The sequence below is a fragment of the Gramella sp. AN32 genome, assembly GCF_023718305.1.
Taxonomy (GTDB): Bacteria; Bacteroidota; Bacteroidia; order Flavobacteriales; family Flavobacteriaceae; genus Christiangramia; species Christiangramia antarctica.
Genome location: NZ_QEYO01000009.1, coordinates 14205 through 34876, shown reverse-complemented (window position 1 = coordinate 34876; position 20672 = coordinate 14205). Strand labels below are relative to the sequence as shown.

Genomic DNA, 20672 nt, shown 5'->3' with positions numbered 1-20672 from the left:
ATTATGCCTGGTGAAACCATCGTTCATATTAAAAATGTAGTCTGTAAAAGGTGCATTATAAGTGTTCAGAATATTTTGGACCAGTTGGGTATTCCTTTTTATGAAATAAAATTGGGAAAGGCGCATTTAAAAAGTCCCTTAAACAATATGCAAAAGCTGAAGCTGGGCAAAGAATTTTCTAAGGTGGGTTTTAAGCTGATTGAGCGCCGTGAGCACAAAATTATAAATGAGATTAAATCGGCGATCCTGGATGATATTTATTCTGATGAATTTTCTTCAAAAAAACTTTCCGAAATTATTATTGAAAAAATTCCGTATGAATATGGACATATTACGCATCTTTTTACTCAGCATGAAGGCTATACCATCCAGAGTTTCTACAATAGGATAAAAATTGAACGTGTTAAGGAATTATTAGAGTATGATGAATTGAGCATCACCAATATTTCTGATAGGCTGGGATATTCCACTCCCGCTTATTTATCGAGTTCTTTTAAGAAAGCTACCGGTTATTCCCCTTCGGTATATAAAAATTTAAAAGTAAAATGTAGGCAAAGCCTAGATATTTTCTAAGGTAAGTACAACATAAACTTTTGGAACTGCTACACTTTTTAATAAAGTTCTACTAATCAAAGAAATCATATAAATGAATATTTTTTCCATTTTAGGCATTATCATCTATCTCTTAATAGTAATCGATGTGATACAAACCACACTTTCCATGCAGGGGGCAGGCTGGTTGACGAGCCGTTTTTCCCATATTTTTTGGAAAGGGTTTTTAAACCTGTCAGGTAAAAATGGAAGCTCAAAAATTCTGAGCCACGCAGGTTATATTTTGCTAATTTTCATTGTTTTGATATGGGTCGTTTCTTTATGGAGTAGTATGGTCCTTATGTTATATTCCAATCCTGGAGCTATCATTGAAAGTTCTACTAAAATGGCGGCTGGGTTCTGGCAGGTGGTTTACTATAGTGGCTTTACCCTTTCAACTTTAGGGATGGGTGATTTTATACCCGCTGGCGATGTATGGAGGATTTTAACTAGCATTTATTCCTTTACCGGGCTTATTCTACTTACCATGTCTGTCACCTATTTTATTCCTGTTCTTTCCGCAGTAATCGAGCAGCAAAAATTAGGTATTAGTCTTAGTACTTTAGGCAGTACCCCACAGGAAATCGTGCTTAATTCATGGAATAAAAAAGATTTTAAAAGGTTGATCGATAAAATTGATGATATATCAGATTCCATTATAAAATATAGTCAGCAGCATAGGGCGTACCCGGTTATTCATTACTTCCACAATCCCAAGCAAAAAAATAATGTCGTTTTGCAACTGGCACGTTTATATGAAGCGATGATTATTATTACAGATAAAATAAAGAAAGAAAATCAACCCGCTGCTGAAGATATCCAGCCGTTGATCATTGCCTTTGAAAACTATTTTGAAACCATTTCTGAAGTTACCCATATAAGCCTGGTAAAGGAAACCCCACCTGCTGTTTCCATCCAAATCCTGAAAAAAAGAAGTATGGTGCTTGAGGACTCTGCTAATATTATTGTAGCAGATAGTATCAAGGAAAAACGTAGGTTTTTTAAAACATTGGTTGCTCAGGATGGCTGGGAATGGGACGAGGTAGACAAAAAAAGTTCTTAAATTTTAGCAGGCTTAGTTAAATATCTTTAAAATCGAAAGATCTTAGCATTATTTTCAATGTCTGAGTAGATAATCCTCATTATTTTTATATAAACCATATTAAATATAAAGAATTATGAGAAATGAAAAATTGATTAAAGCACTGGGAAATTGTATCAACCACTGTAATTACTGTGCAGATGCCTGCCTGGATGAAGATGATGTAAAGATGATGGTAGATTGTATACGCATAGACCGTGTTTGTGCTGAAGCTTGCTCTTCATTAAGTCAAATTTTGGCCACCAGTTATAAGGATGTGCAGGGATTGGTTGAATATTGTAAAAAAGTATGTGAAAAATGTGCCGATGAATGTGAAAAACATGAAGCTCAGCATTGTAAAGATTGCGCGAAAGCCTGTCGTGAATGTGTTGAAGCCTGCAATGCTTTTGCCGCTTAATAAATCATTAAGTTTAGTTTTGTTCAAAACCCGGCATAGCCCGGGTTTTTTTGAAGAATAGCTGGAATATACCGGTGAATAAGCCTAAAAATAATGCTTTGTGTTAGCTTGATAGGAGCTATAATATAAAACAAAAGAAATCTTTGGGAAATGGATGTTAACCTACATGAAGAATTACACCTGGAATAAAATCTTATGGATAAACCGGCAATTAAAACAGAGAAAGAAGTTATTATAGTTAGTGGGAGTAGCGGACTAATTGGTACAACCCTTATTAACGAACTTGCCAAAAATTATCTGGTAGTAGGCCTGGATAATGTAGGTTACCCTTTTCCACCCCCAACGGCAGAATGTGTTTGTATTGATATCACTTCAGATTCAAGCATGAAACATGCCTTTGAACGTATACGTTTTGCGTATGGAAATAAAATTGCGTGTGTTGTCCACCTTGCGGCATATTATGACTTTTCCGGAGAGCCCAGCCCTCTCTATCAAAAAATAACCGTAGAAGGTACAGCCCGGCTTTTAAAATTATTACAGGATTTTGAGGTAGAACAGTTTATTTTTTCTAGCAGTTTATTAGTCTATAAACCTACAAGCCCAGGAATTAAAATTACAGAGGATTCCCCTGTGGAGCCAAAATGGGACTATCCGCAATCTAAAGTCGATACCGAAAAAATCCTGCATTCCCAACGAGGGGATATACCGGTGATGAACCTGCGTATAGCCGGGGTCTATAGCGATAAAGGACATTCTATCCCTATTGCCAATCACATTCAGCGTATCAATGAAAATCAATTAACCAGTCACCTATACCCTGGGAAGTTCGATCATGGCAACCCTTATATTCATCTTGATGATTTAGTTGGTGCTATTCTAAAGGCGATAGAGAAAAGGAGCAATTTTTCAGATGAGACAACCATTAACCTTGGGGAGCCTGAAACGATGAGTTTTATCGAGCTGCAACAGGAAATTGCCCAACTCCTTCATAACAAAGAGTGGAAAACTTACAAAATCCCCAAATTCGTGGCAAAATCTGGGGCCTGGGTGCAGGGCATTTTTGGAGATCCATTTATTAAGCCTTGGATGGTGGATCTTACTGATGACCATATGGAACTTGATATAAGCCGTGCGCGAAAATTCCTGGATTGGGAGCCCCGGCACCGGTTGAAGACAACCTTGCCGCGAATCATTGAAAACTTAGAATCGGATCCGCTTTCCTGGTATAAGGAAAACAACCTGGAACCGCCTTCAGCTATTAAAAAATAGAAGGATTACATAATGGAACACGTTAAACCAGTAAAATATTAATTCATGGCAACCAACAAAAATTCAGGAGATCATTCGGAAAAAGAAAAAAATCAGCATGGGGAAATGGGCAAACGGGGAGTTACACGGCCAATGGCCGAGATGGACATGAAAAAATCTTCCAACAATCAAAGTAACCAGGATGAAAAGGAGGAAAAAGAGAAAGAAGGATCGGGTATGGACCGGATGAAAATGCTCCGTATGCACCACAAGCAAACTTTGTGGGTGTATTGGGCCATTATATTGCTGGGTATTTGGATGGTATCATCGCCATTTACATTTAGCTATAGTGTAGGGACGGTAGAACCCAGTGGTGGCAGGGAGCTATGGCTTAGCTTAAGCGAACGCATAAATTATATGAAATGGAGCGATATACTCAGCGGATTGTTACTTATGATTTTAGGATTGCGGTCCCTTACCCCTAACAGGCCTATAAGTATATGGATTTGCTGTTTTGTGGGAATATGGATAAGTATGGCACCCCTTATTTTTTGGGCGCCTACGGCGGTAGCCTATTATAATAGCACTGTGGTGGGAGCCTTGATTATCGCTTTGACTATTCTTATTCCCGGGATGCCCAATATGATTATGTTTATGAAAATGGGGGGCGATGTCCCGCCGGGATGGTCTTATAACCCTTCAAGTTGGCCCCAAAGATGGATCATGATAGCTTTGGCTTTTGTGGGGTGGATAGCTTCCCGTTACCTGGGGGCTTTTCAGTTGGGATATGTAGATTATGCCTGGGACCCATTTTTCGGGGATGGTACATTAAAGGTCTTAAATTCTAAAATGTCCCACTCCATTCCAATTTCAGATGCTGCTTTGGGGACCCTGGCATATTCCCTTGAATTTTTAATGGGGTTTATGGGAGGGACTTCCAGGTGGCGTACCATGCCCTGGATGGTAACTTTCTTTGGGATCCTGGTAATCCCCCTGGGTTTTGTAAGTATATTTTTGGTAATTTCCCAACCCCTATCTGTAGGGGCCTGGTGTGCCCTCTGTCTCTTCACGGCCATTGTTATGCTGCCTATGATCCCATTACAAATTGATGAGGTGATTGCCATGGGGCAACACATGGTACAAAGAAAACGTAAAGGGGATTCTTTATGGAAAGTGTTTTGGAAAGGTGGCGAGGCAATATCTACCCAAAATGATGAGCGTTCGCCTGCATTGCTTGAACTTCCGCAAAAACCCTGGAATGTATTTAAGTCTTCTATTTGGGGAATGAGTTCCTCCTGGACCCTGAGCCTTTCCGTTGTTTTGGGATTATGGCTTATGTTTTCACCTACGGTATTTGGGGTCGGGATAGAGGCGTCAGCGGCAGATTTAAACCATTTGGGCGGTGCATTGGTGGTAGTGATCGCCGTTGTGGTAATGGCTGAACCATTAAGGTTTGGTCGATATCTAAATATTTTGTTGGGATTGGCCATCGCCATCTTACCGTGGTTTATTGAAGATGGTAACTTTATGCTCTCCATAAGTAGCACGATAACGGGTGTTGTAGTGGCGGGTCTATCTTTCCCCAGGGGGCCTATATTGGAACAGTATGGCCTTTGGGATAAGTATGTTAAATAACATTTTCAAATTAAATGACCAATAACGAAATTTTTGAAAAAAGCCGTAAGCTCCTACATGAAAATATGGTGCGTAAAAAGGAAGGAAATAAAGTAATTTACCATTATACAAAACCTTCTCCAGATACATATCCTTATCAGTTTTTTTGGGATACCTGTTTTCATGTATTTATACTATGCAATTTAGACGAATTCGGAATGGCCAAGGCGCACATTAAAAGTCTGATTTCATTTCAAAAGGAAGATGGATTTTTAGGACATATGATTTATTGGGATCGATTAAAACCGGGAAGATGGGTAGATTTTTTTCAGTCCAAGCCCCGGTTTAAGAACCTTTATAAAAGCCATATGAGCGCATTAATTCAACCGCCAATAATAGCTATGGCTGTAGAAAGGCTCATTAACAAATCGGGCGATATTGCATTTTTAAAAGAGGTACTGCCCAATTTAAAAAAATATTACCAGTGGCTGCAAGAGAACAGGGATTTTGATGGTGATCATCTTTTGACGATAATCTCCCCTTTTGAATCGGGAATGGACTGGAAACCTACTTACGATCAAATTTTTAATTTTCGGGGTAAAGCCAATGCCGAACTTTTTGTGAAAGTGGTAGCAGTAGATGTCAGGAATTTTATAAATAATTATAATTTAAAAAAAATTCATCAGAAAGATTATTTTCAGGTAAAGGGTGCAGGGTTTAATAGTATTTATGCTCAAAACCTCAGAGCCATGTCGAGGCTCTGCGATATGGTGGAAGATAATGACGCTAATTCTTACGACGAACTGGCCAATAAAGTAGAAAAAAGCATTTTACAAATAATGTACCATGAAGAAGACGCTGCTTTTTATGATTGCTACGGAAAAGACAATACGCATTTAAAAGTGAAAACGCCAACGATCTTTTACCCCCTCTCTTTGGAAACTATAGAAAAAAGTATAGTTAAAAAGGTAATCGAAAAGCATTTAATTAAAGGGGAGGATTTTAATACTGCTTTCCCATTACCTTCGGTCGCTATAAGTGAGCCTTCCTTTAATCCTAAAGAGTCCATCTATATATGGAGGGGGCCTACCTGGATTGTTAATAATTGGTTCCTTTATAATGTTTTCTTAAATAACGATTATAAGAAAGAAGCCGCAAAAATAGCAGATAATATTAGGACACTTATTGAAAAAAGTGGATTCAGGGAATATTATAATCCCTTTACGGGAGAAGGTTATGGGGCACAGGATTTTACCTGGGCTGGGCTAATAACCGATATGATTTCCAAAAAGGATACATAAGGAGACATAAATATAATTAATATAAAACGCTAATGACCATAAATCACTAGCTGTTGTAAATTATCAATTCGAATAAAAAATTTAATTAGAATGGACAATTCAAATACAAACAAAGTAGTAGTAATAACCGGCGCTTCAGCTGGGGTTGGAAGGGCAACGGCCAAAGAATTTGCCAAAGAAGGGGCTAAAATATTATTGATCGCCAGAGGTAAAGATGGACTGGAAGGGGCTAAGCGTGATGTAGTAGCCTGCGGCGGCCAGGCCTGGGTCTATTCAGCTGATGTTGCTGATGCGAAACAAATAGAAGCAGCCGCAGATTATGCCGAAGAACATCTTGGTCCCATAGATATTTGGATAAATAATGCTATGGTAAGTGTTTTTAGTAAAGCTATAGACATGAGCGCTGAAGAATATAGCAGGGTGACCAATGTCACTTATTTGGGACAGGTATATGGTACACTGGCAGCATTAAAAAGAATGAAGGAAAGAAATTCGGGCAGGATCATATTGGTCGGTTCGGCACTTTCCTATCGGGGAATACCACTTCAGTCAGCTTATTGTGCTTCCAAACACGCTATTCAGGGGTTCTTTGAATCCTTGCGCGCAGAGCTTTTACATGACAATTTAAATATAGACCTTTCTATTGTACATCTTCCCGCCATGAACACCACACAATTTGGTTGGGTGAAAACCAGGTTCGATAAAAAACCACAACCAATGGGAAAAATTTATCAACCGGAAGTAGCGGCGCGGGCAATTGTAGAAGTCGCAAAATCTGGTGTACGGTTGCGTATGGTTGGTTATCCCACGGTGCAAACTATTTGGGGCAATAAATTAGTGCCTGAATTTCTGGACCATTATATGGCGAAAAATGGTATAAGCGGCCAGTTGACCAATGAGCCTGAAGATGAAGATAGAGAAAATAACCTTTGGGACCCGGTACCGGGTGATCAGGGTATTTACGGTGGCTTTGCCAATCGGGCTCAGGATTATAGCATTTATGATAAAATTGTTGAAAATAAAAAGGTCATTGGAATTTTTGGCGCTGCTTTAGTAGGACTTGCCTTGTTGACGGGTTTTTCAAAAAAGGTAAATTAAAAATGGATGATGGTTTAGGAATACTTTATATAGAAAGGATATTCTTTCAATAACTACTGATACAAAGGGCAAATAAAGAAGAAGCTGATTTTTAAAATTTAACTGAAATAGATTATAAAGATGACACATACCTATAAAATTACCGGAATGACCTGCAATGGTTGTCGCTCCCATGTGGAAAAAACTTTGAATGAAGTCGAAGGTGTAACAAATGCTTCAGTAAATCTTGAAAAAGCCGAAGCGGAAATTAGCATGAAAGAGCATATCAAAATTGAAAAATTACAGCAGGCTTTAAAAGAAGCGGGCGGGAATTATGCTATAGAAAACTCTTCCAAAGGTTCTAATTCCGAAAAAGCGAAGATGGATAAAGTGATGAAGCATACATATAAAGTTAGCGGAATGACCTGCAATGGCTGCCGCTCCCATGTAGAAAAGACATTAAATGAAGTAGAAGGCGTAATTGAAGCTTCCGTAGATCTTAAAAAAGAAGAAGCAGAAATTAGCATGAAAGAGCATATCGAAATTGAAACTTTCGAAAAAGCCCTTCAAAAAGACGGTGGAAATTACCATATCCATCCTCCCGGTACTAAAATTGAAAAAAAGCCCCCCTCCTTAGGCGGGGAGTCGGGGGGAGGCTCCTGGTATTGCCCTATGCATTGTGAAGGAGATAAAACTTATGACAAACCCGGCGATTGTCCCGTATGCGGGATGGATTTAGTGGAAGAAGTAAGCTCAGTTTCTCAATCTACGCAATATACATGTCCCATGCATCCTGAGATTGTTAAGGATGAACCAGGTGATTGCCCCATTTGCGGGATGGATCTGGTTCCTATGGAGCCTGAAGCATCGGCTGAAGAGAAGGGTTATAAGAATTTACTTAAAAAATTCTGGATCGCGGTTGCTTTCACCGTGCCAATTTTCCTTATTGCGATGTCTGAAATGATCCCGGATAATCCCCTTTACAATCTGGCAGATATGAAAGTTTGGAACTGGGTACAATTTGGCCTTTCGCTTCCGGTGGTTTTCTATGCGACCTGGATGTTTTTTGAACGTGCCTGGAGGTCTATAAAAACCTGGAATCTAAATATGTTTACCCTTATTGGGATTGGCGCCGGGGTGGCCTGGATTTTTAGTGTTTTTGGAATGCTTTTTCCAAACTTTTTTCCCGATCAATTTAAGACTGAAATGGGGACCGTGCATGTTTATTTTGAAGCAGCTACGGTAATCCTTACACTGGTTCTTATGGGGCAGGTGTTGGAGGCACGCGCACATAGCCGTACGAATTCAGCGATTAAAGAATTATTAAAACTAGCCCCTAATACTGCGGTAAGGGTAATAGATGGAAAAGAAGAAACTATTTCAGTAGATAAAATTCAGCAAGGTGATATTTTACGGGTAAAGCCAGGGGATAAAATTCCTGTGGATGGGACAATTAAAAAAGGCAAATCCAGTATTGATGAAGCTATGATCTCCGGCGAGCCAATTCCGGTGGATAAAAAAGAAGGGGATAAAGTTAGTTCGGGAACTATCAATGGAACTCAAAGTTTTACCATGACCGCTGAAAAAGTAGGGGATGAAACCCTTCTCGCCCAAATTATTAAAATGGTGAATGAAGCTAGCCGTTCCCGGGCACCTATTCAAAAATTAGCCGATACGATCTCTGGATATTTTGTGCCGGTGGTAGTCATTATTTCAGTGATAACTTTTATTGTATGGGCCATTTATGGGCCGGAACCTTCCTATGTATATGCCCTGGTAAATGCTATTGCCGTGTTGATTATTGCCTGTCCCTGTGCGCTGGGGCTTGCTACGCCAATGTCTGTTATGGTAGGAGTAGGGAAAGGTGCGAAAAATGGAGTTTTGATCAAGAATGCCCGTGCACTGGAAGAAATGAATAAGATCGATACCCTAATCATCGATAAAACCGGAACAATAACCGAAGGGCGACCCTCTGTAGAAAAAGTGGTTTCAGTTGCTGAAGAATATACTGAAAAGGAAATCGCACGTTTGATTGCTTCAGTAAATGCCCAAAGTGAACATCCCCTCGCTACAGCAACAGTAAAATATGCCGATGCGCAAAATATTGAATACGCAGAAGCTTCAGATTTTAATTCGGTTACAGGAAAAGGGGTAGAGGCGAAATTTGAAGGAAAGCAGCTGGCTCTTGGAAATGATAAATTAATGCAGGCTGAAAATGCTGCAATTTCCGAAGAAATCAACAGTAAAGTAACTGCAGAGCAGGAACAGGGAAAAACAGTTTCTTACCTCGCTGTCAATTCAAAAATAATTGGATTCGTCACTATTTCAGATAAGATCAAAGAAACGAGTAGGGAAGCCTTAAATGAACTTCAAAAAGAAGGGATCAATGTAGTAATGCTTACCGGGGATAATGAGAAAACTGCGGCAGCCGTGGCAAAAGAATTGAATCTCGCCGACTTTAAAGCGGGAATGGTGCCACAGGATAAAATGGAAGAAGTAAAAAGACTTCAGGCGGAAGGAAAAAAAGTAGCCATGGCAGGAGACGGCATCAATGATGCACCGGCACTTGCCCAGGCCGATATTGGGATTGCTATGGGAACGGGAACCGATGTTGCAATAGAATCTGCTGAGGTTACGCTGGTAAAAGGAGATTTAAAAGGGGTGCTTAAGGCAATTCGGCTAAGTGAAAAGGTGATGAAAAATATCAAGGAAAATCTCTTTTTCGCATTGATTTATAATACGATTGGAGTGCCGATAGCTGCGGGTGTGTTATATCCGTTTTTCGGACTTTTATTATCACCCATGATCGCAGCTTTGGCGATGAGCTTTAGTTCGGTTTCAGTGATTGCGAACGCGTTGAGGTTAAGGAATTCGAAATTGTAATTTTTTTTTAGGTTTTGTGTCATCTCGACCGAAGGGAGAAATCTCTAAACGAGTAACGCACTTTGTTAAGAATAAGATTTCTCAGTCGCATTGCTGCCATTGACGTTTTACCATGGACGTATTTTTTATTTGGTTACGTATTAGAGGCCTTGAAACCAGTTCAGGGTCAAGATGCCGGTATTAGAATTGTCGTCATGCTGTCCCGATAGCTATCGGGATGTTTCAGCATCTCATTAGGGATACTAAAAAATACGTCAATTTCCTACGCCAGAAAATTATTCAGGTCTCCCAATGACGAAGGCTTTGTCACATTGAGCGGAGTCGAAATGTGCAAGCAGGATTTCGGTAATTGATTATTGCTAATGATCATGAGATTCCTCTTTCCGTTAGGAACAATTTAAGTTAGACTTTAGTTTTATTCATCATCGCGAGTGCAGTCGAAGCATATTTTCATTCTTTTCTTTTTCCATTGCTGAAAAAGAAACAAAAAAGCTAGTCTACAGTTTCTCGTTCACCCGTAACGGTTTAAATCCTAAAAGAATTGAACTCGCTTCGCTCAAACAGCAATTCTTTTTGAACGGATTATGCACCTACGGGTCCCGAATCCGAAACTGAGGACGTATCCCTGCTGGTTGTTATTGCGAAGGCATTAAACAATCTATTATGGAGACTGCTTCGTTTCACTAGTATTAACGTTTTTTTGGTTACGTATTAGAGACCTGGAACCAGTTAGGGTGACGATGCGGGTTTTTACAATCCCCTCATGCTGAACTTGATCAAATAACCGTGATGTTTTATACCAAAAAAAGAGGGCCAACTACAGCCCTCTTTTTCAACTAACCAACCAAAAAACTAACCTATTTATTTCTTCGCATTCCATCTTTACGGCCTTTCATTCTTTTTTCCTGAAGCGCCTGGTATTTTATAAACTGTTCCGGAGTTAGGATTTCTTTCAATTTTTTATCCTGTTCAGCCATTTTCTCTTTACGATCTTCCATCATTTCCGCACGTTCTTCGGAAAGTTTTTCTCTGGCCTCTTTAGTTTCCTTGCGCCTTTCAGAAGCGTTCTCTCTCTGGTCTTCAATTTCTTTTGCGTAATAAGCCTGAAGTTTTGCGATTTGTTCTGCGTTGAGATCAAGTTGCATTCCCAGTCTATCAGCTCTGAGTTTTGCCATCTCTTCGGAAGACATATCTGAACGTCTTTCCCCTCTCTCCTGCGCGAAAGTGGTTACTCCCACGAACAACATTAATAATAAAAATATTTTTTTCATCTTTTTAAGTTTTAAACTTTCTTCTTGGACTTTAAATAATCCAAATGGTTTAATAAAAAAGGGAACAAAATCTGTTCCCTTTTTAAAATTGTTATATATGGCATCATTTAGAGAGTTCCATCATCATCATCATCATGATCCATTTTATCCATTTTCTTGGACATCATTTTTTTATTCTTATCCATGCTCTTATGCATTCCTTTATCCTGCATGGCTTCCCACTTAATATACTGGTTAGCATCCAGAATATCTTTCATGTCCTCTTTGAAATCTGCCTGAATTTTCATTTTTGCTTCCCTCATTTCAGCAGATTCTTCAGCCATTTTATGATGGCCTTCCATTGCTTCTTCTTTATGCTCTGCCATAAGCTCTTTTTTATCTTCAAGCATTTTTATTTTAGCATCTTTTATCCTCGCCTTCTGGTTCGCGTTTAAACCAAGTTCAGAAGACAATTTCTCGGCATACATTGCTGATTTCTCTTCGTTTGTTTTCATCTTTTTCATATCCTTTTGTGCAAAAGCACCTATAGATATAAAAAGCATGACCAATATTAAACTTATCTTTTTCATCATGTAAATTTTTAAAATTATTATGTAAATATAAAGTATATGAAAATCAGTAATTTAGACTTTAACTAAAAAAAGCTGCCGTTGTTAAAACGGCAGCCTCAATTACAAAATCCTGTTAAAGAATTTTAATTATTTTATGGGATTGAGAATTAAATCAATTCTTTTTAAAATGTCCTGTTTGTGATATCTGGTTAAGGTGTTGCCAGTATTTGTTGTATTCCGCAACTGTCTTTGTAAAGTGTTTAACTCACCTCTAACAATTGGGCGAATATCACTTTGGGCAACATTTACATTGCTGCGGCTAATCCATCTGCGATATTGAGCAGGAATTGGTTCCTGTTCTTCAGTCATTAAATACTCCATACGATCTACATAGGCTCTTTGCAGACTTCTTCTATAGCGGTCTATATTTCGACCATTATTTACTTCAGTAAAAATTCCTTTACGCAAATCTTCCATCATATTTAAAAGAGTATAGGCTTTGTTACCATTTACCTCTTCATTTTCCATCAAACGCTGCATTCTGCCAAAATCCATAATATTGGACAGGGCTCTTTCCTGCATATTTCTGATCCTTTCCAGGTTACCATCAAATTCAATCTTATTGAAAATATCCTGATTGATCATCCATTCCGGAGTTTCAAATAATTGCTCCTGAAGAAATTTCATGGCGCTTTTTTGCTTTTCCGCAGGAACGTGGGTATATACAGCACCTTCCTGATCATAGGTTTTGTTATACTGATATACTCCCCCAATATTTGCCGCAACATGTCCCATATATCTGTTGAATTGGGCAAGCACCTGGCCGTAAAGATCATCAAGATCTTCATAGTCTTTACCATCTTCTGCAGTCCATTCTATCAGATTTGGAACGATCCTTTTGAGGTTTTCAATTCCGTAGGTACTGGCCAACATGGCATTATCACCAAGATCTTCAGTTTGAGAACTCGGGTCGATCACATTTCCCTGTTGTCCTCCAAATCTATAAATTGGATCATTTGCATGTTCTAAAATCCATTCATCCAAAACCAGCTTTTCACTTTGCGGGGTTTTTCCGGGAATTGGTTTATACCCCCACATAATGGCATATTTATCATAAGGCCCAATATTTGGCATTAAGGCAACATCTCCATCTTCTGGTTGCGCGATATAGTTGAAGCGGGCATAATCCATAATAGATGGAGCCGTTCCATATTCCGCAGTAAATTCAGGATCTCTTAATTTTTCTACCGGATAGGCAACACTGCTTCCCATATTATGGGGGAGACCTAAGGTATGGCCAACCTCGTGAGAAGAAACAAAACGAATTAACCTTCCCATTACTTCATCTTTAAATGCCACTCCTTTGGCGTCATCGTTGATAGCGGCAGTTTGTACAAAAAACCAGTTTCTTAGCAACGTCATTACGTTATGGTACCAGTTAATATCAGATTCCAGAATTTCTCCAGAACGGGGATCACTTACGTGAGGGCCGTTGGCATTTGGAATGGGTGAAGCCAGGTATCGCACTACTGAATACCTTACGTCTTCCGGGCTCCAGTCTGGATCTTCAGCTTTCGTAGGAGCATCTTTCGCAATAATGGCATTTTTAAATCCGGCTGCTTCAAAAGCTACCTGCCAGTCTTCAATTCCCTGTTTGATAAAAGGCACCCATTTATCTGGAGTGGCACGATCGATATAATAAACGATTTGTTTTTTTGGTTCTACCAACTCCCCGTTTTTAAACTTCTCCAGGTCTTCATCTTTCACTTCAAGTCTCCAACGATCAAGAAATTCAATAGTTTCACTTTTTTGAGCTTCTAGGCCATAATCGGTTTGTTCTGTAGTGAACCAACCTACACGTTCGTCAAAATATCTTCTTTCCATAGGGATTTTTGGAAGAAGGATCATGGAATTACTGAATTCCAATGAGATAGAACCCGTACTTTCATTGGATGGCGGTTCGCCTGCGTTGTAAGTTTTCACATGTCTCACTTCAATATTTTCAGGATAACTTCTGATGGTATCTATATACGACCTGCTCTCGTCAAGGCGTGTCACCTTGTAGCGCTTTCTTGCACCATCCTGCAAGCCTAATGCCTGCACATCTTTGTTATAAAGATCGGTCACATCAACAACTGTGGTTTTGGAAATTGAATCTTTCCCAATGGCTTTTATTTCGAAAGACTGAAGGATAGGCTCAAAATTAGAATTTACCACTGCTTCATGAACAGGAAGCGAATCTGCCGCAAATACATCATAAGAGACGACTCTTAAAAGCACTTTATCGCCTTTCTTTTCCCAACGATTTACCTGGGTATTTTGTTTGCCACCACCAAAACCAATTCCGGTAGCAGTTTTTGCGATTCTTGTAACGGTAAGCATTTCGCGATTAAAAAGACTGTCAGGTATTTCATAGAAATAATTATTATCTACCTGGTGCACGGTAAAAAGACCTTCGTCTGATTTTGCTTCTTTGGTTATTACTTTATTATAGGGTTTTAGGCCCCCTTTGTCTTTTTTTGCATCATCACCGCTAGCGGTAGTAGGAGTAGTTTCCTTTTTTGGCGGATTGAATACCGCGCAACCTGAAACGGATAAAGAAAGAAAGACTACTAAAAGCCTTAAGCTCTGTTTTTTGATCATAAAGTTTGTTTTGTAGTTAATATGAATTATGAAGGCGGTAATTTACTGTAAAAAAAGAAAAGACCACCATTTGGCGGTCTTATGACTATAATAGTTCCCAAAGGTTTAAAAAACTGAAGAAACTTTAATTCACTATTCTAAGAGATCTTAATTTTTAAGATCTCTTCTTCTTTAAAAACATCAATTAATTTATGCTTTCTAAGTGATTTTAAAGAGTTGTCCCACTTTTTATTGCTTAAACCTGACTGAGCCTTAATCTTATCAAGATGATGTACTTCACCGCCTTTTACTAAATCCAGAATTACCTTTTCCTCTTCATTTAATTCTACCTGTTTTTTCTCCGGTTTCATTTGCGGAAAGAACAAAACTTCCTGAATGGATTGTTTGTTCGTTAAGAACATGATCAATCTATCCATTCCAATACCCAAGCCCGAAGTTGGGGGCATTCCATATTCCAGCGCACGTAGAAAGTCGTTGTCGATAAACATTGCTTCATCATCGCCTTTTTCAGATAATTTCAATTGTTCTTCAAAACGTTCTCTTTGATCTATAGGATCATTCAATTCTGAATAGGCGTTGGCAATTTCTTTTCCACATACCATAAGTTCAAAACGCTCGGTTAGTTCGGGGTTTTCCCGATGAACTTTACATAGCGGACTCATTTCCTTGGGATAATCTGTAATAAACGTAGGCTGGATAAATTTTCCTTCACATTTTTCACCGAAGATCTCATCAATCAACTTTCCTTTTCCCATGGTTTCATCTACATCAACACCCATTCCTCTGGCGGCATCAAAAAGTTCCTTTTCAGATTTCCCCGTAATATCAAAACCAGTGAACTGCTTAATAGCATCGGTCATGGTCACCCGTTTATAAGGGGTTTTGAAATCGATCTGGTGTTCACCGAAGCTTGCTTCTGTAGTTCCGTTTACAGCTTTGGCACAATGTTCCAATAGATTTTCCGTAAACTCCATCATCCAGTTGTAATCTTTATAGGCTACATAGATCTCCATTGCAGTAAATTCAGGATTATGGGTTCTATCCATGCCTTCATTTCTAAAGTTTTTGGAGAATTCATAAACCCCATCAAAACCTCCTACTATCAATCTTTTTAGGTAAAGCTCATTGGCAATTCTTAAATATAAGGGAATGTCCAGGGCATTATGATGGCTTACAAAAGGCCTTGCCGCAGCTCCACCGGGAATGGGCTGTAGAATAGGAGTTTCCACCTCGAAATAACCTTTATCATTGAAGAAATTTCGCATGGCGTTGAACAATTTTGTTCTCTTTACGAATACTTCTTTCACTTTAGGGTTTACCACAAGATCTGCATAACGCTGGCGATAACGTTGTTCAGGATCATTAAACCCATCGTGCGTATTCCCGTCTTTATCCGTTTTAGGAAGAGGAAGCGGTCTCAGGGCTTTGCTTAAAAGCTGAAAATCTTTTACCATCACGGTCATCTCCCCAACCTGGGTTTTAAATAATTCGCCCTGGATTCCTATAAAATCGCCAATATCCAGCCATTTTTTATAGAAGTCATTGTATTTTGATTTATCCTCGCCGGTACAAATTTCATCGCGGTTAAAATAAACCTGAATCTTTCCCTGGCTGTCCTGCAATTCAGCAAAGGAAGCTTTTCCCTGAATTCTTCGGGACATTAATCTTCCTGCAATAACCACCTTTTTTCCTTCTTCAAAATTAGCCTTAATTTCAGAAGTTAAATGATCTACCGGAAAAAGGTCTGCAGGGAAAGGATTAATTCCCGCTTTGCGGATCGCCGATAATTTCTCACGTCTAATTTGTTCCTGTTCTGATAATTGCTGCATATTCAAATTTTTATGGCATTGCTTAAAAATGCGGATGCAAATATAGTGACTATCAGTCTCCCAAACAACGTCCATACTAGCCGAAATAATAATTCTATCTTTGCATCAAAATTGAAGTTTTATGAGCGTTTGGAGGGTGATCTTATCTATATTATTTCCGCCACTGGCAGTTTACGACCAGGGTTGCGGTTCGATCATAATCGTTTTAATCCTTACCATTTTAGGATGGATTCCCGGCGTAATTGCCGCTTTGATCATTCTTAATAATCCTAAGAATAGAAAATAATGAATAAGAAGGTGGAAATTCAGAATTTGGGATTGAAGGATTACAAAGAAACCTGGGATTACCAGGAGAAAATTTTTAAGAATACGCTTGATCTTAAAATTCGAAATCGCAGGGAAAATCTTGGAGTGGAAACCAGAAATTATTTATTATTTGTAGAGCATCCGCATGTCTATACACTTGGAAAGAGTGGTGATGCTGGAAATTTATTGCTTAGTGAAGAGCAATTAAAAGCTAAAAATGCCAGTTACTATAAAATCAACAGGGGCGGGGATATTACCTACCACGGTCCCGGCCAGATCGTGGGTTATCCTATTCTTGATCTGGATAATTTCTTTACCGATATTCATAAATATTTACGTTTGCTGGAAGAAATGGTCATTCTCACCCTGGCTGAATATCAAATCAAAGCACAAAGGAGTCCGGGTGAAACCGGTGTATGGCTGGACGTTGGGACGCCCTTTGCGAGAAAGATCTGCGCGATGGGGGTTAGAGCCAGTAGATGGGTAACTATGCATGGTTTTGCCCTTAATGTGCATGCAGATCTTGGTTACTTTGATCATATAATTCCCTGCGGAATAAAAGGTAAAGCCGTGACCTCTTTAAATGTGGAACTTGGAAAGAAAGAAATTTCCCTGGAAGAAGTCCAGCAGAAATTAATAAGACATTTTGCTGAATTATTTGAAGCGGAAATAATTGGATTATAAATTTTGAAATCCCGTTTTCTTTATAAATAAAATTCTTCTTGCATTTTTATCATTTCCTCTCCGTTTAAATCATTAATTAAATAATTCGTTCAAATTAGTTTTAATTTTTTCGCCAAACACTTTTCATTGTGATGAATAATGAAGACTTTTATAAGAAATCAACAAAGTATAATATGAAGAAAAAACTACAATTAATCTGTGTTTTGCTGTTTACCATGACTGTGCATTTTGGTTATGCACAATCAAAAACAGTGACCGGTACCGTAACCGATGAGAATTCCCTGCCTTTGCCGGGGGTTAATGTTATTGTACAGAATGCAAATAGAGGAACTCAAACAGATTTTGATGGTAATTATTCCATTGATGTCGCCCAAGGCGATGTATTAACCTTCAGTTACGTAGGTTTTACATCTCAAAGCATTAGTGTGGGGCCAGATGATATTATCAACGTCACCCTTGGTGAAGATGCTGCCCAACTTGATGAAGTCGTGGTCGTAGGTTATGGTACACAAAGCAAACGAACCCTTACTGATAATGTAGCTAAGCTTACTTCAGAAGACATTGAAGAAGTCCCTGTACCTAGCATTCAAAGTACCATTGCAGGTAAAGCGGCCGGGGTACAGATTGCCCCTACTAATGGAAAGGTAGAGGGTGGGGTCAATATTCGTATCCGTGGGATTGCCAGTATTGGTGCAGGATCGGAACCTCTTTATGTTCTTGATGGTGTACCTCTTATCAATAGTAATGAATCTAATAACGGTTCGCCCACTAACCCTTTGCTAACCCTAAGTGCTAATGAGATTGCATCTATAGATATTTTAAAGGATGCCTCTGCAGCAGCAGTATATGGTTCAAGGGGAGCTAACGGTGTTGTTATTATTACTACAAAAAGTGGAGCTAACAGACCTGCTACTTTTTCGCTTAATTATTCTTATGGTGTCAGCGAGCCCACTAATCTTAGGGACTGGCTAAATGCTGATGAATATGTAGAGTTGTTTACGGAAGCTGCTGTTAATACTTTTGGACAGGATGAAGGTGTGGAATATATTAATGGAATTTTTGACTTTCTTGCAGATGGAACAGATTGGCAAAACAGGGAAATTGATACAGACTGGCAAGACCTCGCGCTTCAAAATGGACACGTACAGGATGCGACATTTTCGATGTCTGGCGGAAATGAGAAAACTACGTATTTCTTTTCCGGAGCCTTCAATGATACTGAAGGTATAGTAACAGGCAATGAACTTGAAAGGATCAATGCCCGGGTGAATGTAGGTCATACATTCAATGAAAAATTTAAAGCAGGAATGAATTTGAGTTTTTCAAGAACTAATATAGACAGGATAGCGAATGATAACGCCTTTGTTACACCTTTACAGGCAATTGCCCAACCGGCGCTTTCCCCGGCATATTTAGAAAATGGTGATCCCAATCCAAATACGCTTTATCCAAACTTTTTACTTCAGGATAAACATTCATTTTATAACACAGTAATTAAAAGAGTCTTGGGAAGGGTCTTTGGAGAATATAGATTTTTAGATAATCTCAAATTTAACTCAGATTTTGGATACGACCTTTACTATCAGAATGAAGATAGCTATACAGGAAGGTTGGCTCCATTCCAGTCTACTAATGGAGAGGCCTATGCATCTAGTGTGGGGACCGAGTCATATGTAAGTAGTAATTACTTTACCTTTTCTGAAGTTTTTAATGACATTCACGATCTGGAAATTGTAGCTGGTATGGAATACAATCAGTCCAATAGACGCTTTCAGGATGTAACAGGTATTCAATTCCCCACCGATGATTTCCAGACCATAGATAGTGCTGCGGAGATTACAAGTGGCTCAGGTGCTGAATCTGCAAATAGCTTTTTATCCTATTTTGCCAGGCTTACTTATAGTTTATATGATAAATATCTCCTGAAAGTGAGTGTTCGAAGGGATGGATCTTCAAGATTTGGAGAAGATGTACGCTATGGTACTTTTCCGGCAATTTCTGCAGGTTGGATCATTAGTGAGGAAGAATTTTTGAGAAATAGTGATGTCTTATCTTTCTTAAAACTTAGGGCAAGTTATGGGGAGACCGGAAATGCTAATATTGGTGATTATGCTGCATTGGGATTATTCGGCGGAATTTCTTACAATCAACGTCCGGGTATTGCACCAATACAGGCTGCGAATCCGCAATTAACCTGGGAGAGCGTTAAACAAACTGACATTGGTTTGGAATATGGATTTTTGAATAATAGAATTTCGGGAGAAATTGATTATTATATCAAAAGATCTGACGGACTTATATTTTCCCAACCTCTACCTGGAACTTCAGGACAGGCCAACATCACCAAAAATATTGGTTTGTTAGAAAATAAAGGTATCGAATTTGTCCTAAACACTAAAAATATTCAAAAAGAAAACTTCACCTGGAGTACCAATTTTAATATAGCCAAAAATAATAATGAAGTAAAAGAATTGCCAAATGGAGACGATGTGGTTTCGGGACAAACGATTTTAAGGGAGGGAGAATCTTTATCGGCTTTTTATCTCCGAGAGTATGCTGGAGTTGATCCTGATAATGGAGATGCGCTGTATTATATCAATGAAGAAGGTGGAGGTCGTGAAACTACTACAGATCCTAATGAAGCCAACCGCGTTATACTTGGACAACCTTATGCTGACTGGATTGCTGGTTTCACCAATAATCTTTATTATAAGGGAGTAGATTTTGGGTTTACTTTTACAGGAAACTGGGGTGCAAGTATCTATAACGGAGGTGGAATTTATCAAAGTGCAAATGCTGATTATTTTGATAACCAAAGTGCAGATCAGTTAGACAGATGGCAGCAACCTGGTGATATCACCAATGTACCCCAAGCCAGACTTTTTGGTGGGAATGGTACGGCTACTTCTTCCAGATACCTTCAGGAGGCAGATTTTATTCGGCTTCGGAATTTAACACTTGGATATACCATTCCGGATAGGTTTATACAGGAAGTGGGACTTGATAAATTCCGTATTTATTTTACTGGAATTAATTTGCTTACGATCACAGATTATGACGGGTATGATCCGGAATCTACCAGTGATGCCGGTCAGGGGGTAGGAGTGACATTTTATTCGGCTCCTGCGGTACAAACTATGTCGTTAGGACTTAACATTAACTTCTAAAAAAATAA

At 39.0% G+C, this 20672-nt stretch carries 15 protein-coding genes; 11 read left to right on the top strand and 4 right to left on the bottom strand.

Annotated features, from left to right (window positions below; genetic code table 11):
• Nucleotides 1–3: 3 nt before the first annotated feature.
• The 8 genes from DHD80_RS11410 to DHD80_RS11375 all read left to right on the top strand — a co-directional run bounded on the left by DHD80_RS11410 (nt 4) and on the right by DHD80_RS11375 (nt 10213).
• Complete coding sequence (locus DHD80_RS11410; protein ID WP_251741309.1) at nt 4–573, top strand: helix-turn-helix transcriptional regulator; 570 nt, start codon at nt 4–6, stop codon at nt 571–573.
• Nucleotides 574–646: 73 nt separating this feature from the next.
• Entirely contained in the window at nt 647–1654 is a 1008-nt protein-coding gene (locus DHD80_RS11405; RefSeq protein ID WP_251741308.1) for a potassium channel family protein, read from the top strand.
• 115 nt (nt 1655–1769) lie between these two features.
• Nucleotides 1770–2090 (top strand): four-helix bundle copper-binding protein, encoded by a 321-nt coding sequence (locus DHD80_RS11400; protein WP_251741307.1) that lies wholly within the window; start codon nt 1770–1772, stop codon nt 2088–2090.
• Nucleotides 2091–2285: 195 nt separating this feature from the next.
• Nucleotides 2286–3359: an NAD(P)-dependent oxidoreductase gene (locus DHD80_RS11395; RefSeq protein ID WP_251741306.1), complete on the top strand. Its 1074-nt coding sequence runs from the start codon at nt 2286–2288 to the stop codon at nt 3357–3359.
• 45 nt (nt 3360–3404) lie between these two features.
• The gene (locus DHD80_RS11390) at nt 3405–4973 is read left to right on the top strand and encodes a vitamin K epoxide reductase family protein (RefSeq protein ID WP_251741305.1); all 1569 of its coding nucleotides are present in this window, start codon (nt 3405–3407) and stop codon (nt 4971–4973) included.
• Nucleotides 4974–4987: 14 nt separating this feature from the next.
• A complete protein-coding gene (locus DHD80_RS11385) occupies nt 4988–6253 on the top strand; it encodes a trehalase family glycosidase (RefSeq protein ID WP_251741304.1) in 1266 nt (421 codons plus the stop codon).
• 90 nt (nt 6254–6343) lie between these two features.
• On the top strand, nt 6344–7351 hold the full coding sequence (locus tag DHD80_RS11380; RefSeq protein ID WP_251741303.1) for an SDR family oxidoreductase: 1008 nt from the start codon (nt 6344–6346) through the stop codon (nt 7349–7351).
• Between the two features lie 120 nt (nt 7352–7471).
• Nucleotides 7472–10213 carry a heavy metal translocating P-type ATPase gene (locus DHD80_RS11375; RefSeq protein WP_251741302.1) on the top strand — a complete coding sequence of 914 codons (2742 nt, stop codon included), beginning with the start codon at nt 7472–7474 and terminating at the stop codon, nt 10211–10213.
• Between the two features lie 857 nt (nt 10214–11070).
• Here the strand turns inward: DHD80_RS11375 and DHD80_RS11370 are convergent.
• The 4 genes from DHD80_RS11370 to lysS all read right to left on the bottom strand — a co-directional run bounded on the left by DHD80_RS11370 (nt 11071) and on the right by lysS (nt 16507).
• Entirely contained in the window at nt 11071–11484 is a 414-nt protein-coding gene (locus tag DHD80_RS11370) for a hypothetical protein (protein WP_251741301.1), read from the bottom strand.
• 107 nt (nt 11485–11591) lie between these two features.
• On the bottom strand, nt 11592–12053 hold the full coding sequence (locus DHD80_RS11365; RefSeq protein WP_251741300.1) for a hypothetical protein: 462 nt from the start codon (nt 12051–12053) through the stop codon (nt 11592–11594).
• Between the two features lie 129 nt (nt 12054–12182).
• Nucleotides 12183–14678 carry a zinc-dependent metalloprotease gene (locus tag DHD80_RS11360; RefSeq protein ID WP_251741299.1) on the bottom strand — a complete coding sequence of 832 codons (2496 nt, stop codon included), beginning with the start codon at nt 14676–14678 and terminating at the stop codon, nt 12183–12185.
• A 137-nt stretch (nt 14679–14815) separates the two neighbouring features.
• Nucleotides 14816–16507, bottom strand: a complete 1692-nt coding sequence (lysS, locus tag DHD80_RS11355; protein WP_251741298.1) for a lysine--tRNA ligase — start codon at nt 16505–16507, stop codon at nt 14816–14818.
• A 121-nt stretch (nt 16508–16628) separates the two neighbouring features.
• Between lysS and DHD80_RS11350 the strand changes: the two genes are divergently transcribed.
• The 3 genes from DHD80_RS11350 to DHD80_RS11340 all read left to right on the top strand — a co-directional run bounded on the left by DHD80_RS11350 (nt 16629) and on the right by DHD80_RS11340 (nt 20664).
• Nucleotides 16629–16793, top strand: a complete 165-nt coding sequence (locus DHD80_RS11350) for a YqaE/Pmp3 family membrane protein (protein WP_251741297.1) — start codon at nt 16629–16631, stop codon at nt 16791–16793.
• Nucleotides 16793–17497 carry a lipoyl(octanoyl) transferase LipB gene (lipB, locus tag DHD80_RS11345; protein ID WP_251741296.1) on the top strand — a complete coding sequence of 235 codons (705 nt, stop codon included), beginning with the start codon at nt 16793–16795 and terminating at the stop codon, nt 17495–17497. Before DHD80_RS11350 ends, lipB begins: the two co-directional genes overlap by 1 nt.
• Before the next feature lie 173 nt (nt 17498–17670).
• The gene (locus DHD80_RS11340; RefSeq protein WP_251741295.1) at nt 17671–20664 is read left to right on the top strand and encodes a TonB-dependent receptor; all 2994 of its coding nucleotides are present in this window, start codon (nt 17671–17673) and stop codon (nt 20662–20664) included.
• The last annotated feature ends 8 nt before the right edge of the window (nt 20665–20672 follow it).

Excerpts from the sequence above, each read along its gene's own strand:
- lipB (WP_251741296.1), top strand. The coding sequence starts at position 16,793 with ATGAATAAGAAGGTGGAAATTCAGAATTTGGGATTGAAGGATTACAAA.
- DHD80_RS11365 (WP_251741300.1), bottom strand. The coding sequence starts at position 12,053 with ATGAAAAAGATAAGTTTAATATTGGTCATGCTTTTTATATCTATAGGT.
- DHD80_RS11340 (WP_251741295.1), top strand. The coding sequence starts at position 17,671 with ATGAAGAAAAAACTACAATTAATCTGTGTTTTGCTGTTTACCATGACT.
- DHD80_RS11410 (WP_251741309.1), top strand. The coding sequence starts at position 4 with ATGCCTGGTGAAACCATCGTTCATATTAAAAATGTAGTCTGTAAAAGG.
- DHD80_RS11350 (WP_251741297.1), top strand. The coding sequence starts at position 16,629 with ATGAGCGTTTGGAGGGTGATCTTATCTATATTATTTCCGCCACTGGCA.
- DHD80_RS11375 (WP_251741302.1), top strand. The coding sequence starts at position 7,472 with ATGACACATACCTATAAAATTACCGGAATGACCTGCAATGGTTGTCGC.
- DHD80_RS11395 (WP_251741306.1), top strand. The coding sequence starts at position 2,286 with ATGGATAAACCGGCAATTAAAACAGAGAAAGAAGTTATTATAGTTAGT.
- DHD80_RS11360 (WP_251741299.1), bottom strand. The coding sequence starts at position 14,678 with ATGATCAAAAAACAGAGCTTAAGGCTTTTAGTAGTCTTTCTTTCTTTA.
- DHD80_RS11400 (WP_251741307.1), top strand. The coding sequence starts at position 1,770 with ATGAGAAATGAAAAATTGATTAAAGCACTGGGAAATTGTATCAACCAC.
- DHD80_RS11380 (WP_251741303.1), top strand. The coding sequence starts at position 6,344 with ATGGACAATTCAAATACAAACAAAGTAGTAGTAATAACCGGCGCTTCA.
- DHD80_RS11385 (WP_251741304.1), top strand. The coding sequence starts at position 4,988 with ATGACCAATAACGAAATTTTTGAAAAAAGCCGTAAGCTCCTACATGAA.
- DHD80_RS11405 (WP_251741308.1), top strand. The coding sequence starts at position 647 with ATGAATATTTTTTCCATTTTAGGCATTATCATCTATCTCTTAATAGTA.
- DHD80_RS11370 (WP_251741301.1), bottom strand. The coding sequence starts at position 11,484 with ATGAAAAAAATATTTTTATTATTAATGTTGTTCGTGGGAGTAACCACT.
- DHD80_RS11390 (WP_251741305.1), top strand. The coding sequence starts at position 3,405 with ATGGCAACCAACAAAAATTCAGGAGATCATTCGGAAAAAGAAAAAAAT.
- lysS (WP_251741298.1), bottom strand. The coding sequence starts at position 16,507 with ATGCAGCAATTATCAGAACAGGAACAAATTAGACGTGAGAAATTATCG.